The sequence below is a fragment of the Streptomyces sp. cg36 genome (assembly GCF_041080675.1).
In the GTDB taxonomy this organism is placed as follows: Bacteria; Actinomycetota; Actinomycetes; order Streptomycetales; family Streptomycetaceae; genus Streptomyces.
Window position 1 is genome coordinate 4,331,884 of sequence record NZ_CP163520.1, and the last position, 14,134, is coordinate 4,346,017.

At 73.6% G+C, this 14,134-nt stretch carries 12 protein-coding genes; 8 read left to right on the forward strand and 4 right to left on the reverse strand.

The annotated features are described in order from the left end of the window. Window positions 1-133: 133 nt before the first annotated feature. From AB5J87_RS19375 to AB5J87_RS19395, 5 genes are all read left to right on the forward strand, one after another. Window positions 134-2,260, forward strand: a complete 2,127-nt coding sequence (locus tag AB5J87_RS19375; RefSeq protein ID WP_369378083.1) for an AAA family ATPase — start codon at window positions 134-136, stop codon at window positions 2,258-2,260. Window positions 2,261-2,369: 109 nt separating this feature from the next. Then, on the forward strand, window positions 2,370-2,933 hold the full coding sequence (locus AB5J87_RS19380; protein WP_369378084.1) for a YceI family protein: 564 nt from the start codon (window positions 2,370-2,372) through the stop codon (window positions 2,931-2,933). A gap of 191 nt (window positions 2,934-3,124) precedes the next feature. Next, a complete protein-coding gene (locus tag AB5J87_RS19385) occupies window positions 3,125-3,712 on the forward strand; it encodes a helix-turn-helix domain-containing protein (protein ID WP_369378085.1) in 588 nt (195 codons plus the stop codon). 42 nt (window positions 3,713-3,754) lie between these two features. Beyond that, entirely contained in the window at window positions 3,755-4,375 is a 621-nt protein-coding gene (locus AB5J87_RS19390; protein ID WP_369378086.1) for a hypothetical protein, read from the forward strand. 92 nt (window positions 4,376-4,467) lie between these two features. After that, a complete protein-coding gene (locus tag AB5J87_RS19395; RefSeq protein WP_369378087.1) occupies window positions 4,468-4,806 on the forward strand; it encodes a DUF2516 family protein in 339 nt (112 codons plus the stop codon). A gap of 234 nt (window positions 4,807-5,040) precedes the next feature. On the opposite strand, the gene AB5J87_RS19400 is transcribed toward AB5J87_RS19395, so the two are convergent. The 3 genes from AB5J87_RS19400 to AB5J87_RS19410 form a co-directional block, all read right to left on the reverse strand. Continuing rightward, window positions 5,041-6,360, reverse strand: coding sequence for a PP2C family protein-serine/threonine phosphatase (locus tag AB5J87_RS19400; protein WP_369378088.1), 1,320 nt, complete (start codon window positions 6,358-6,360; stop codon window positions 5,041-5,043). A 290-nt stretch (window positions 6,361-6,650) separates the two neighbouring features. Continuing rightward, complete coding sequence (locus AB5J87_RS19405; protein WP_369383586.1) at window positions 6,651-7,667, reverse strand: NlpC/P60 family protein; 1,017 nt, start codon at window positions 7,665-7,667, stop codon at window positions 6,651-6,653. Between the two features lie 379 nt (window positions 7,668-8,046). Next, a complete protein-coding gene (locus AB5J87_RS19410) occupies window positions 8,047-8,835 on the reverse strand; it encodes a class I SAM-dependent methyltransferase (protein ID WP_369378089.1) in 789 nt (262 codons plus the stop codon). A gap of 196 nt (window positions 8,836-9,031) precedes the next feature. On the opposite strand from AB5J87_RS19410, the gene mshA reads away from it, so the two are divergent. The 3 genes from mshA (at window position 9,032) to AB5J87_RS19425 (ending at window position 12,725) form a co-directional block, all read left to right on the forward strand. After that, the gene (gene mshA, locus AB5J87_RS19415) at window positions 9,032-10,375 is read left to right on the forward strand and encodes a D-inositol-3-phosphate glycosyltransferase (RefSeq protein WP_369378090.1); all 1,344 of its coding nucleotides are present in this window, start codon (window positions 9,032-9,034) and stop codon (window positions 10,373-10,375) included. Then, window positions 10,368-10,859, forward strand: a complete 492-nt coding sequence (locus AB5J87_RS19420) for a YbjN domain-containing protein (RefSeq protein WP_369378091.1) — start codon at window positions 10,368-10,370, stop codon at window positions 10,857-10,859. The genes mshA and AB5J87_RS19420 overlap by 8 nt, the downstream gene beginning before the upstream one ends. Window positions 10,860-11,045: 186 nt before the next feature. Next, on the forward strand, window positions 11,046-12,725 hold the full coding sequence (locus tag AB5J87_RS19425; protein ID WP_369378092.1) for a glycosyl hydrolase family 28-related protein: 1,680 nt from the start codon (window positions 11,046-11,048) through the stop codon (window positions 12,723-12,725). Here AB5J87_RS19425 and AB5J87_RS19430 read toward each other — a convergent pair. Next, window positions 12,667-14,010 carry an MDR family MFS transporter gene (locus AB5J87_RS19430; RefSeq protein ID WP_369378093.1) on the reverse strand — a complete coding sequence of 448 codons (1,344 nt, stop codon included), beginning with the start codon at window positions 14,008-14,010 and terminating at the stop codon, window positions 12,667-12,669. The two genes, AB5J87_RS19425 and AB5J87_RS19430, sit on opposite strands and share 59 nt — an antisense overlap. Between the last annotated feature and the right edge of the window lie 124 nt (window positions 14,011-14,134).

Sequence of the window (14,134 nt, forward strand, 5' to 3'; positions counted from 1 at the left end):
GCGGTCGTGTTCTTGGGATGCCGGGTGCGCGGCCCGCGCTCTTGGGCGTCCCCGGTACCGGCCACGGACCGCCCGTCCCCATTTTTTCTTTACCGAGTTAAAAATTTAACCTAGTTGCGTTACGCTTGACGGCATGACGCCACTCGACCGTGAACTCGACCAGGAGCGGACCTACCACGAAGCCTGCCGCGCGGCCCTCGCCGGCATGGTCGACGGCGCGGACGAACGGGTCGTCACCGGTGAGAACGCGTTCGCCTCCGGCGCGGACGCCGAAGTCCTCGGCTATCAACTCCGCAGCTGGGCCAAGGAGTTGCGGGAGGAGCCGGAGAGCCCGCTGTTCTTCGGGCGCCTCGACTTCGAGGCGGACGCGGCCTGCGGCGACCACGCCGGGCAGCGCTACTACATCGGCCGCCGCCGCATCAGCGAGCACCCCTCGGCCCCGCCGCTGGTCGTCGACTGGCGGGCGCCCGTGTCGCGGACGTTCTACCAGGCGGGGGCCCGCGATCCGCTGGGCGTCGCCGTCCGCCGCCGGTTCGGCTGGGCGCCGGGCAGCCGGGGCGCCTCCGAGGACCTGACCGGGATGGAGGACGAGCTGCTGCGGGAGGGGGCGGGGCCCCGGGCGGAGGCGGCCCGGGGCGAAGCGCCCCGGGAGGGCGAGCCGGGTGCCACGGGCCCGGCGGGCCGCCCCGGTGGCATCCTCGCCGCCGAGATCGAGCGCCCCCGCGTCGGCCCGATGCGGGACATCGCCGCCACCATCCAGCCCGAGCAGGACGACCTCGTCCGCTGCGAGCTCACCCGCTCGGTCTGCGTGCAGGGCGCCCCCGGCACCGGCAAGACGGCGGTGGGGCTGCACCGGGCCGCCTTTCTGCTCTACACCTACCCGCAGCGCATCCAGCGCGGCGGCCTGCTGGTCCTCGGCCCCAACCGGACGTTCCTGCACTACATCGCGCAGGTGCTGCCCGCGCTGGGCGAGATCGACATCCGGCAGTCGACGGTGGACGAGGAGATCGCGCGGGTGCCGGTCCGGGCGGTGGACGAGGAGGGCGCGGCGGCCGTCAAGCACGACGAGCGGATGGCGCGGGTGCTGCACCGCGCGCTGTACGCGCGGGTCGGCGTCCCGACGGGCCCGGTCGAGGTGCCGGACGGCTCGTACCGCTGGCGGGTGCCGCTCGGGCGGCTGAGGGAGATCGTCGAGGAGGTCCGGGCCGAGGCTCCGCCGTACGCGGTGGGCCGCGAGCGGGTCCGCAGCCGGGCCGTCCGGGAGATCCAGCTGACCGCCGAGCGCCGGGCCGGACCGATGAACAACACCTGGCTGCAACGGATTTCGCGGGCCCGGCCGGTCTCCGCGTTCGTGGACGAGGCATGGCCGAAGGCGGTGCCCGAGGAGGTGCTGGCGGAGCTCTTCACCGACCCCGGCGCGCTGGCGGCGGCGGCCGGGGGGATCCTGGGCGCCGAGGAGCAGAAGCGGCTCCAGTGGCGGCGGGCCCCGCGTTCGTACCGCTCGGCCAAGTGGTCGGCGGCCGATCTGGTGCTCCTCGACGAGCTCGCGGGCTTGGTCGAACGGCCCGAGGGGTACGGCCACATCGTCGTCGACGAGGCCCAGGACCTCTCCCCGATGCAGTGCCGCGCGGTCGCCCGCCGCTCCGGCTTCGGCTCGCTCACGGTCCTGGGCGACCTGGCCCAGGGGACCACCCCGTGGGCCGCCCGCGACTGGGCCGGGCAGCTGGCGCACCTGGGCAAGCCGGACGCGGCGGTGGTCCCGCTGACCACCGGCTTCCGCGTCCCGGCGGCCATCGTGGAGCTGGCGAACGGGCTGCTGGGCGAGCTGGGCGTGGCCGTACCGCCGTCCCGTTCGCTGCGCCGCGACGGCGACCTGGCGATCCGCCGGGTCACGGACGTGCGGGAGGCGGTGACGGACTCGGTGCGGGCGGCGCTGGCCCGCGAGGGCTCGGTCGGGGTGATCGCCCGCGACGCCGACGTGCCGGAGCTGCGCGCGGCGCTCGCGGCGGCGGGCGTGGCGACGGCCGAGCCGGACGACCTGACGTCGGGCGCGCGGGTGACGGTGCTGCCCGCGACGGTCGCCAAGGGACTGGAGTACGACCAGGTGGTGGCCGTCGAGCCGAGCGCGATCGCGGAGGCGGAGGAGCGCGGACTGCACCGGCTGTACGTGGTGCTGACGCGTGCGGTGTCCCGGCTTGAGGTGCTGCACAGCAGGCCGCTGCCGGACGCGCTGGCGGGCGCCAACGCGGCGGCGGCGTAGGGGGGTTGGCTGCGCGGGTGGCGCCGACTCACTATGTTGTGGAGGGTTCAAGCAAGGCACGGCACACCGACATCCGTCCGCGCACGCCTTCTGGGGGGCCTCACCCGTCATGTCCACTTCTCCCGAACCGGCCGTCACGGCCGCCACGCTGCCCGGGTACACCGCCGGCACCTGGGCCATCGATCCGGTCCACTCCGAAATCGCCTTCTCCATACGCCACTTGGGCGTCGCCAACGTCCGTGGCCGGTTCAACGACTTCAGCGGCGAGATCGTGCTCGCGGAGAACCCGCTGGAGTCCTCCGTCACCGCGACGATCCAGATCGCGTCGCTCTCCACGGCGCACGAGCAGCGCGACAACCACGTGCGGTCGGAGGAGTATCTGCACGCGGCGGAGTTCCCGGAGATGACCTTCCGCTCCACCGGGATCCGCCCCGGCGACGGCGACGGCTTCCTCGCTGACGGCGAGCTGACCGTCCGTGGCGTCACCCGCCCCGTCACCCTGGACCTGGAGCTGATCGGCTTCGGCAAGGGCTACGAGGGCCGCGCGGTGGCGGGCTTCACCGCCACCACCCAGATCAGCCGCAAGGCGTTCGGCGTCCACGGCGGCGCGACGGGCGCGGCGCTGGGCGACGCGATCAAGATCACGCTGGATGTGGAGGCGGCGCAGATCTAGCCGCGCGGATCCAGCGGAACCAGCCGCGCGAACCACGAGGCTCCACGGGCCGTTGCCTGGGCCGTGGGGCCTTGTGGGGTGCGGGGTTCTTGGGGGTGCGATTGCCGGGGGCCCGGGCCCCCGCCGTGGCCCTGCACACTTTTGCAAGCGGGCGCTTGCAAAAGTTAGCGGGGAGGGGGCAGTATCGGGGTATGGCATCGCTCAACGTCGGCAATCTCGGGGAGTTCCTGCGCGAGCAGCGGCGCACCGCGCAGCTGTCGTTGCGGCAGCTCGCGGATGCCGCCGGGGTGTCCAATCCGTATCTGAGCCAGATCGAGCGCGGGCTGCGCAAGCCGAGCGCCGACATCCTGCAGCAGCTCGCCAAGGCGCTGCGGATCTCCGCCGAGACGCTGTACGTCCAGGCCGGGATCCTCGACGAACGGGCGCCGGAGGCGGCGGGGACGCGGAGCGTCATCCTGGCCGACCCCTCGCTCGACGAGCGGCAGAAGCAGGTGCTGATCCAGATCTACGAGTCCTTCCGCAAGGAGAACGGGTTCACGGAGAACGGGTCCAAGACGGACCCGTCCCCGGGGGACCCGTCCAGGGAGGGCCCGTCCCCGGACGGCCGGTCCAAGGCGGGCCCGTCCCCGGACGGCCGGTCTTCGGAGCGCCGGTCCCAAGAGGGCCGGTCCCAGGGGAGCGGACTCGCCGCCGATGCGTCCGCCGCCGCCGACGCGCCCCAGGGCGACGACGGCGGGAGCGGCGGCGCGAGCGATGCCGGAGCGGCTCCCACGAGCTGACCCACAGCCCAAGCAGCACCACCGATCCGGGAGGAAACCAGCATGGCCGTCACCGATGAGCTGCGTAATGTCCTGACCGACCCCAAGCCCCTCTTCTTCGTCGCCGGTGCGCTCGACCTCGGCGCCAAGCAGGCCGCGAAGGTCCCGGAGAAGCTTCCGGTGCTGGTCGAGCGGATCCAGACCGAGGTTCCGGCCCGTATCGACGCCGTGCGCAAGACCGACCCGAAGGCCGTGCAGGACAAGGTCGTCGCCCAGGCCAAGGAGGCCCAGGCCGCCGTCACCGCGAAGGTCACCGAGGTCGTGGGCGCCCTCGACGACGATGTGAAGAAGCTGGGCGACTCCGTGCAGCACCTCGCCCTCCAGGCGGTCGGCCTCGCCGCCGAGTCCCTGGTCCGGGCCCGTGAGGGGTACGACAAGGTGGCCGAGCGCGGCCAGGTCGTCGTCAAGGAGTGGCGCGGCGAGGCCGCCGAGGAGATCCTTGAGGTCGCCGAGGCGATCGAGCCCGACGGTTCCGGGTCGGCCGCCGCCGAGGAGCCCGCCGCCGACTCCGGCGCCGCCTCCGATTCCGGCTCCGGCGCCGCCGAGGCCAAGGCCGCGCCCGCCAAGAAGACGGCCGCGCGCAAGAGCACGGCCAAGAAGACCGCCGCCAAGCCCGCGGAGTGAACGGCGCGGGCACCTTTTCGGTGCCCGCGACGTTTCCCGGGTACCTTGGCCGCGTAGGGACGATTCTGGGAAGGCGGTGGACAGTCGTGCTGATGCAGGGATTCGCGGGGTTCATGTGGCTGCTGAGTACGGCCCTGACCGCATTGAGCCTGTTCGCGCTCGTTGACGCGGCCATCCGCCGCGAGGACGCGTTCCGCGCGGTCGACAAGCAGACCAAGCCGTTCTGGCTGATCATCCTGGCCGTCGCACTGCTGGTCAGCGTGCTGTTCCCGGTGCTGTCGTTCCTGCCGATCATCGGCGCGGTGGCGGTGATCGTCTACATCGTGGACGTCCGCCCGGCCGTGCGCCAGATCAGCGGCGGCGGCCGGGGCCGCGGTCGCCGGGGCTCCAGCAGCGACGGGCCGTACGGGCCGTACAACGGCGGGCGCTAGGACCGGGAAGCGGTAGGCGCCGGGGCCGGACAGCGCGGCCGGGCTTTGGCGCCGGACGGCGAGGCCGGGTGTTGGGCCGTGCAGCGGCGGGCCTTGGCGCCGGACGACGCCGGGCGGTCGGGCTGGACGGCGGCGGGCCTGGGGGCCCTAAAGGGCGGCGGGCGCCGGGGCCGGACAGCGGCGGGCCTCGGGTTCCGGAGGGCAGTCGGCGCTCGGGCCGTACGGCGGCGGGCGCTATGGCCGGTCCGGATGCGCCGGCTCCGTCCGGTCCCGCTCCAGCAGCAGTACCGCCACGTCGTCCGTGAGTTCGCCGCCGTTGAGTTCGCGGGCCCTCGTCACCGCTGCCTCCAGCAGGGCCTCGCCGTGCAGGCCCGTCGCCATCAGGCAGTTGACCATGCCGAGCATGCCGTCCTGGCCGAGCCGCTGGTTGCCCTCGCCCGTGCGGCCCTCGATCAGGCCGTCCGTGTACATCAACAGGCGCCACGACTCGCCCAGTTCGACCCGTCGGCGCGGCCAGCGCGCCCCGGGCAGCAGGCCGAGCGCCGGGCCGCCGCTCTCGTACGCGAGCAGGCCCGCCGGGCCGTCCGCGCGGGCGATCAGCGGGGCCGGGTGGCCCGCCAGGCTGAGCTCCGCGCGGCGGCCGTCCGGACCGATGTCGACCGTGCAGAGCGTCGCGAAGATCTCCTCGCTGTCCCGCTCGTGTTCGAGGACCTGCTGAAGGGTCGTCAGGAGCTTGTTCCCGCACAGTCCCGCCAGCGTCAACGCCCGCCACGCGATGCGGAGTTCGACCCCGAGCGCCGCCTCGTCGGGGCCGTGCCCGCAGACGTCGCCGATCATGGCGTGGACGGTGCCGTCGGGGGTGCGGACCGTGTCGTAGAAGTCGCCGCCGAGCAGGGCGCGCGAGCGGCCGGGCCGGTAGCGGGCGGCGAACCGCAGGTCGGAGCCGTCGAGCAGCGGGGTCGGCAGCAGGCCGCGCTCCAGCCGGGCGTTCTCCTGGGCGCGCAGCCGGGACTCGGCGAGCTTGTACTGCGCCATGTCGGCCCGCTTGCGCTCCACCGCGTACCGGATGGCCCGGCTCAGCAGCCGGCCGTCCAGCTCGTCGCGGAAGAGGTAGTCCTGGGCGCCCACGCGCACCGCCTCCGCCGCCCGCTCCGCGTGGGTGGACGGGGTGAGGGCGAGGACCGCGTGCCGGGGTGCGAGCCGCAGCAGATGGCGCAGCGCCGCCAGCTCGTCGTCGGGGTCGCGGCCGGGCAGCGCGAGGTCCAGGAGGATGCAGTTCACGTCGTCCGTGAGCAGCCGCTCGGCCTCGGTGAGGTTGCGGGCGGTGCGGATGCGGACCCGGGTCCCGGCGGTGTGCAGGAGCTCGGAGACGGTGAACGGGCCGACCGGGTCGTCCTCGATGACCAGCAGGTTCAGCAGGGCGCCGCCGGGCGATCCGTTCTCCCCCGCCGGGCCGGGGAGCGGTGCCGGGCCGCCGGTGAGGGCGGGCACGCCCAAGGCGCGGGCCCCCGGGAAGTCGCCGGGGCCCGTGCCGGTCGGCCCCGCGGGGGGCACTGCCGGTGACCACCTGTGCGGTGCGGGCATCGTTCCGGTCCTTCCCTCCCCCCGAGGGCGCCGCGGAACGCTGAACTGCGTGCCGCCAGTCCGGGACCCTAGCGTCAGTGGGCGGGGGAGCGGAATGGCGATCGGTGACTGTTCGGCAAATGGCTCATGGCATATGCCACATGCCGCACTTGTCCGGGCGGGGGCGAGTGGGATGTGTCACGCGGCCCGGCCCGGCGGCCCGTCCGCCGGGCAGCCCCTCACCCGCCCGGCCCGCGGGCCCCGGCCGTACCCCTCACCCCTTACTTGTCCGGCCGGACGACGCCCAGGATCGGCATGGTTCCCGCGCCCGTGATCGTCACGTTGCGGCCCGGCCGGGGGGCGTGCACGATCGCGCCGTCGCCGATGTACATCCCGACGTGCGTGGCGTCCGCGAAGTAGATGATGAGGTCGCCCGGCCGCATGTCCTTGACGGCGATGTGCGGCAGTTGGGCCCACTGCTCCTGCGAGGTGCGCGGGATGCCGTGGCCGGCCGCCAGCCACGCCTGCGAGGTCAGGCCCGAGCAGTCGAAGGTGCCCGGCCCCTCCGCACCCCACTCGTACGGCTTGCCGATCTGGTCGGTGGCGAACTTGACCGCCTTGCGGCCCTGCTCGCTCGCCTTGCCGTTGATCTCCTTCAGTATCCCCGAACTGAGCCAGTCCGCCTGCGACTTGTACTGCGCCTGGCGCTCCAGCTCGGTCAGCCGCTCGCGCTCCTTGGCCTCCAGCTGGGACTCGATCTTCTCGGCGGCGGCGATCTTGCCGGTGATCTCCTTCTTGGCCGTCTCCTTCTTGACCCGGTTCGCCTCCAGTTTCTGCCACTGGGCGGAGGCGTCCTTCGAGTACTGCGCCAAGTCCTGCTGCGTGCGGTTCAGTTCGGCCAGCAGGCCCTCGGTGGCCTGCTGGCCCTGGCGCAGCCGGTCGGCGCCGTCCAGGAAGTCGTCCGGGTTGCCGCTGAGCATCAGCTGGGCGCCGAGGGGGAGCCCGCCCGTGCGGTACTGGAGCCGGGCGGCGGCGCCCGCCTGGTCCTTGAGCTGCTTGATGCGCTCCTCGCCCTTGACGATGGCCTGGGCGATCTTCACGATCTCGGCGGACTGGAGCTTGGTCTGCTCCTGGGCCTGGTTGTACGCCTCGGTCGCTATGGCCGCCTGCCGGTAGAGCTCGTCTATCTCCTTGCGCACGTCCTCAAGGCCCTTGGACGTGACGGGAGGCGCCGGGGGCGCGGTCGACGTGGTCGGGTCCGGCTTCGGATTCGGCGCGGCGAACGCCGTGGCCGGCATCGCGAGCACGGTCAGGGCGCACACCACGGTGATCGCGGTGGCCAAGCGGCGCGGCTGCACTAAGTCTCCCCCTCCGGACAACCGGACAACACCAGGCAATACGGTAGGTGATTTACCGTCAGTAACATTGTGGCAACGTCGTGATGGTGCCATGCCGCCCCCCAAAACGACAGAGGCGGACGGGCACCTCACAGGTCACCCCCCGCGTGTGGGACGAACAGGGAAGGCGTCGCGTTCCCCTCGGCCCGGCCCGTTCCCGGTATTCACCCGTACGTGACCGCCCCGCCCCGCCCCGGCCCCCGGCCCGTACGCCCCGGTCACCGGTCCCGGCACCGGCCCGCAGCCGGCTCCCCGCCCCGGCCCGTACGCCACCGGCCCCTCACCCCCGGGGCGCCAGCGCCCCCCACTCCACCGTGACCTCGCCCTGGCGCCAGCGGCGCGGGCCGTCCGTCAGGGGCCAGTCCGGCGCCAGGTCCCGCACCGCCCGCATCCAGCGCTGCCGCGCGCCGAGCGAGGCGTACGGCGCCGCCGCGGCCCACGCCCGGTCGAAGTCGCGCAGGAAGGCGTGCACGGGCTCGCCCGGCACATTGCGGTGGATCAGCGCCTTCGGCAGCCGTTCGGCCAGGTCGGAGGGGCGGTCCAGGGAGCCGAGGCGGGTCGCGAAGGTCACCGTGCGCGGCCCCGAGCGGTCCAGCGCGACCCAGACGTGCCGCCGCCCGATCTCGTCGCACGTCCCCTCGACCAGCAGTCCGCCCTCCGCGAGGCGGGCGCACAGCCGCTCCCAGACCGCCGCGACCTCGCCCTCGTCGTACTGGCGCAGCACGTTCGCCGCCCGGATCAGCAGCGGCGGCCGGGGCAGCGGCACCTCGAAGCCGCCGTGCACGAACGCGAGGCCCTCCCGCTCGTACGGCTTCGCCGCCGCCACCCGGGCCGGCTCGATCTCGATCCCCACCACGGAGACGGCGGGCGCGGCGGTGCGCAGCCGGGTGAGCAGCTCGACGGCGGTCCAGGGCGCAGCCCCGTACCCCAGGTCCACCGCGACCGGCGCCTCGGCGCGGCGCAGCGCGGGCCCGTGCGCGTCGGCGATCCAGCGGTCCATGCGGCGCAGCCGGTTCGGGTTGGTGGTGCCGCGCGTGACGGTGCCGACGGGTCGCTTGGGTGGAGCCATGCATCGAGGGTAGACGTCGCAGGTGAGAGGGGTCGGTCCGCGCCGGACGGACAAGTTTCGGCAAAAGTGCCGGGAAGCGGAAATGAAAGGAAGGGTTCCGGTGGTTACCGGTCATTGAGGGCGCGTACGTGCCCTCCGCCCGCATGCCCCGCCCCACAGCGCCACCCGCCTTGCCCCCGGTCGAGAGGACGTCGACGTGAGCCAGTACGTGTCCCGGTTCACCGGCACCCTGGCGGGGCCGCCCCGGCTCCGGCTGCCCGGCGGCCACCGCAGGCCGCGCCGGATCGCGATGCTCAGCGTCCACACCTCCCCGCTGCACCAGCCGGGCACCGGCGACGCGGGCGGCATGAACGTCTACATCGTGGAGCTGGCCAAGCGGCTGGCCGCGATCAACATCGAGGTCGAGATCTTCACCCGGGCCACCACCGGGGGCCTGGCGCCCACCGTCGAGATGGCGCCCGGCGTGCTCGTCCGGCACGTGGACGCGGGCCCGTACGAGGGCCTGGCCAAGGAGGAGCTGCCGGCCCAGCTCTGTGCCTTCACCCACGGCGTGATGCAGGCGTGGGCCGGTCACCGGCCCGGCCACTACGACCTGGTCCACTCGCACTACTGGCTCTCCGGCCACGTCGGCTGGCTGGCCGCCCAGCGCTGGGGCGTACCGCTGGTGCACGCCATGCACACCATGGCCAAGGTCAAGAACGCGGCGCTCGCCGACGGCGACACGCCCGAGCCCGCCGCGCGCGTGATCGGCGAGACGCAGATCGTGGACGCGGCGGACCGGCTGATCGCCAACACCGCCGAGGAGGCCGACGAGCTCGTCCGCTTCTACGCGGCCGACCCCGGCAAGGTGGCGGTCGTCCACCCCGGGGTGAACCTGGAGCGGTTCCGCCCCGGCGACGGCCGGGCGGCGGCGCGGGCCCGGCTCGGTCTGCCGCAGGACGCCCTCGTCCCGCTCTTCGCGGGCCGCATCCAGCCGCTGAAGGCCCCGGACGTCCTGCTGCGGGCGGTGGCGGTGCTGCTCACCGAGAACCCGTCGCTGCGCTCGCGCCTGGTGGTGCCGGTGATAGGCGGGCCGTCGGGCAGCGGGCTCGCCAAGCCGGAGGGGCTGCACAAGCTGGCGGCCCGGCTCGGCATCTCGGACGTGGTGCGGTTCCACCCGCCGGTGGGCCAGGACCGGCTCGCGGACTGGTTCCGGGCGGCGTCCGTGCTGGTCATGCCCTCGTACAGCGAGTCCTTCGGGCTGGTGGCGATCGAGGCGCAGGCGGCGGGCACGCCCGTGGTGGCGGCGGCGGTCGGCGGGCTGCCGGTGGCGGTGCGGGACGGCGGTACGGGCTTCCTGGTGAGCGGCCACGACCCGATCGACTACGCGCGCGCCCTGCGCCGCTTCGCGGACGACCCGGCGCTGGTGGACCGGATGGGCGCGGCGGCGGCCCGGCACGCCCAGTCCTTCGGCTGGGACACGGCGGCCTCGGCCACGGCCGACGTCTACACCGCCGCGATGCACGAACACCGCCGTCGCGTACGCTCGCACCATGGCTGACGCACGGGCTGTGATCGAGGCGTACCTCAAGGACTCCGAGCTGGAGTGGGAGTCCCCCGAACCGGGCTCGTACGTGGTGAAGCTCCCCGGCACGCGCAAGCTCTCCACCACCTGCTCGCTGCGGCTCGGCCGGCACTCGCTGTCGGTGAACGCGTTCGTGGTCCGCCACCCCGACGAGAACGCGGCGGGCGTGCACCGCTGGCTTCTGGAGCGCAACCTGCGGCTGTACGGGGTGGGTTACGCGATCGACGGCCTCGGCGACGTCTACCTCGCGGGCAAGCTGCCGTTGGCCTCGGTCTCCCCGGACGAGCTCGACCGGCTGCTCGGGACGGTGCTGGAGGAGGCGGACGGCTCCTTCAACACCCTGCTGGAGCTGGGCTTCGCGACCGCGATCCGGCGCGAGTACGAGTGGCGGGTGTCCCGGGGCGAGTCGACCCGGAACCTGGACGCGTTCACGAATCTGATCCAGCGTCCGACGAGCTGAGGGGCCGGGCCGGGCGCACCCCCGCGTCGGCCCCGGTTCCCCCCTGGGCCGAACCCGGCTCAGGATTCGCCCGGCACGACTTCTTCCACCGCCCCTTCCCGGGCTCCCTCCGGCATGCCATGCTCACCTCCAGCGTGCACGCACACCTGAACTCTGTCCATGTATGTGGCTGACGGAGGCGAGCTCATGAGCACCGGCGTACCGGACATCGGCAGACGCGCACTACTCGGCGGCGCCCTCGCCGCCACCGCGGCCACGGCCCTGGGCCCGGCCCCCGCACGGGCGGCCGAGCCCGACCCGCCTTCTCTGTGGCGGGAGTTCACGCGCGACCCCTTCACCCACCCGCAGATCCCCTACGTCGCCCGCGCGGGCCGCCACGGCGGCGACCACCGCCCGGCGCGGCCCCGCGGGGTCGTCCGCCTCGCCCCGGACCCCGCCGCCGACGCGGCCCCCGCCATCAACCGCGCCCTGGCGGCGGCGGGCCGGGCGGGCGGCGGCGAAGTGGTCCTGCCGCCGGGCACCTTCCGCATCGACGGCCTCGTCCGCATCGCCCACAGCGGCGTCACCCTGCGCGGCGCGGGCAGTGGCCGCACCACGCTGTACGCCACCCGGAACCTCACCGAGCTGATCGGCCCGTACGGCTCCCGGTACGGCGGCGACAAGTCGTCCTGGTCCTGGGCGGGCGGCCTCATCTGGCTGGCCCCGCAGGCCCGTTGGGACGCGCTGACCGCCGCCATCCGCGCCCGGACGTGGCCTTTCGAGGGCTGGACCGGCAACCGGCGGGACGAGTGGGAGACCCTCGCCGCCGTCGCCGCGCCCGCCCGGCGCGGCTCGTGGTCGGTGCGGGTCGCCGACGCCTCCCGGCTGCGCCCCGGCGACCTGGTGCTGCTGCGGCTGGCCGACGACGACCGGCACACCCTGCTCCAGCACATGGCGGGCGACGGCCCCGGCCCGGCCGCCTACTCCTGGGCCGACAAGACCAAGCTCACCTCGTACGTCCCCTACGAATGGCCCGTACGCATCGCGCGCGTCGAGGCTCGCGCGGGCGGCCACCGGGTCACCTTCGAGCGGCCCCTGCCGCTGGACGTGCGGCCCGAGTGGGACCCCCGGATCACCACGCACGTCCCCGCGCTGACCGACTCCGGGGTGGCGGGACTGACCCTGGAGGCGGTCGAGACACCGCAGGCGCCGCACCTGCTGGACAAGGGGTACAACGGCGTCACCTTCCAGTGCGCCTACGACTGCTGGGCCGACGACGTGGTCGTGCGCCACGTCGACAACGGCTTCGGCCTGGTCGCCGCCTCCGCCTGCACCCTGCGGCGCACCCGGGTCGAGGGGCGCGGCTCGCACCACCCGTACTTCTGCCGCGAGGGCTCCCACGACAACCTGGTCGAGGACTTCACGATCGCGCGGCGCACGGTCCCGGCGCGCCCCGACACCCAGGTGCACGGCATCAACGTGGAGGGCCTGTCCAGCCACAACGTCTGGTCGCGCGGGCACATGGAGACGGGCACGTTCGACTCGCACCGGGGGCTGCCGTTCGCCAACGTGCGCACCGAGATCGTCGTCGAGAACGACGGCCGCCACGGCGGCGACGCCTCGGCGGGCCCCCTGTTCGGGGCCCGCTTCACCCACTGGAACATCACGGTCACCAACCACCGCGCGGGCCTGGTGAGGCTCGACGGCCTCGCGCCGTACAGCGCGACGGTCGGCATCAGCGAGGTCCACGAGTTCGACCAGGTGGACGTGCCGGACTTCGCCGGCCCCCTGCACGCCCGTCTGGAGGCGTACGGGGCGCCGGAGTCGGTCAGACCGCGGAATCTGTACGCGGGGCAGCGGGCCCGGGTGCCGCGGCCCCGGCCGTGACGGGCGCGGGCACGGTGACCGGCGCGGGCCGCTCGGCCTCGGCCCCGGGCTCGGCGGCGGTCTTGGCGGGGAGCGGCGCGTCGTCCGTCGCCAGGCCCCGCATCAGCGCCCAGTAGCCGAACGCCGCCACCGTGCCCAGCACCGCGCAGGTGGCCCAGAGCCAGCCGGCCCCGAAGTGGTCGATCACGAAGCCGGAGAGCAGGGGGGCGACCAGGGCCGCCACCGACCACGACATCGTGTAGACGCCCTGGTAGCGGCCCCGGCCGTGGACGGGGGAGAGGCGGACCACCAGGCCGGTCTGGGTGGGCGAGTTGACGATCTCGGCCAGGGTCCAGACGCAGATCGTCAGCGCGTACACCACCACCGAACCGGCGAACGCGGTCAGCCCGAAGCCGTACCCCGCGAGCAGCGCCGAGACGATCAGCAGGCTGCGCGGGTCGCGGTGCTCGATGTAGCGCGTGACCGGGATCTGGAGGGCGACGATCAGCACGCCGTTGACCGCGATCGCCATGCCGAAGTCGGAGCTGGAGAAGCCGTCGGTGCCCATGGCGACCGGCAGGCCCACGTAACCCTGCTGGAAGATCAGGGAGATGAGGAAGGAGAGCCCGACCACGCTCATGTAGCGCCCGTCGCGGAAGACCGTGCCCAGGCTGACCTCGGGCTCGGCCGCCTTCTCCTTCTCGGTGCGCTCCGGGCGCGACTCGGGCAGCCGCAGGAAGACCAGCACCGCGCAGACCAGGGTGAGGGCGGCCTCGCCGAGGAACCCGGCGAGATAGCTGTACTCGGCGACGAGCCCGGCCCCGGCCGAGGAGATCGCGAACCCGAGGTTGATCGCCCAGTAGTTGAGGGAGAACGCCCGCAGCCGGTCCTCCGGCTTCACGATGTCCGCCATCATCGCCTGCACCGCCGGGCGCGAGGCGTTGGAGGCCATGCCGACGAGGAAGGCCACCCCGGCGATCGAGACCGGGTCCGTCATGAACCCGAGCAGCGCGACCGACAGCGCGGTCGCCGTCTGGGCGATCATCATGGTGGGCCGCCGCCCGAGCCGGTCGGTGAGCACGCCCGCGCCGATGGAGGAGACGACCCCGCCGAGCCCGTGGAGCGAGGCGACCAGACCCGCGTACGAGGCGGAGTAGCCCCGGTCGAGGGTGAGATAGAGCGCCATGAAGGTGGCGACGAACGCGCCGAGCCGGTTGACCAGGGTGCTGGTCCACAGCCACCAGAACTCCCGGGGCAGACCCGAGACGCTCTCTCGTGCGGCGCGTCTGAGACTGGCGACGGACATCGTTTTCCCCCGAGTGATGTAAGTGGCGCAAGCGATGAACGCAAATTACGACGTGGGGGCCGGGCCCCGCCACTGAATTGACGCTTCCCGTCAATCGTCGGCGCCGCCGTCCACGGTGCGAGAC

What these genes read in the sequence shown, in the direction of transcription:
- AB5J87_RS19375 (WP_369378083.1), top strand. Translation starts at nt 134, where the DNA reads ATGACGCCACTCGACCGTGAACTCGACCAGGAGCGGACCTACCACGAA.
- AB5J87_RS19380 (WP_369378084.1), top strand. Translation starts at nt 2,370, where the DNA reads ATGTCCACTTCTCCCGAACCGGCCGTCACGGCCGCCACGCTGCCCGGG.
- AB5J87_RS19385 (WP_369378085.1), top strand. Translation starts at nt 3,125, where the DNA reads ATGGCATCGCTCAACGTCGGCAATCTCGGGGAGTTCCTGCGCGAGCAG.
- AB5J87_RS19390 (WP_369378086.1), top strand. Translation starts at nt 3,755, where the DNA reads ATGGCCGTCACCGATGAGCTGCGTAATGTCCTGACCGACCCCAAGCCC.
- AB5J87_RS19395 (WP_369378087.1), top strand. Translation starts at nt 4,468, where the DNA reads ATGCAGGGATTCGCGGGGTTCATGTGGCTGCTGAGTACGGCCCTGACC.
- AB5J87_RS19405 (WP_369383586.1), bottom strand. Translation starts at nt 7,667, where the DNA reads ATGCCGGCCACGGCGTTCGCCGCGCCGAATCCGAAGCCGGACCCGACC.
- AB5J87_RS19410 (WP_369378089.1), bottom strand. Translation starts at nt 8,835, where the DNA reads ATGGCTCCACCCAAGCGACCCGTCGGCACCGTCACGCGCGGCACCACC.
- AB5J87_RS19420 (WP_369378091.1), top strand. Translation starts at nt 10,368, where the DNA reads ATGGCTGACGCACGGGCTGTGATCGAGGCGTACCTCAAGGACTCCGAG.
- AB5J87_RS19425 (WP_369378092.1), top strand. Translation starts at nt 11,046, where the DNA reads ATGAGCACCGGCGTACCGGACATCGGCAGACGCGCACTACTCGGCGGC.
- AB5J87_RS19430 (WP_369378093.1), bottom strand. Translation starts at nt 14,010, where the DNA reads ATGTCCGTCGCCAGTCTCAGACGCGCCGCACGAGAGAGCGTCTCGGGT.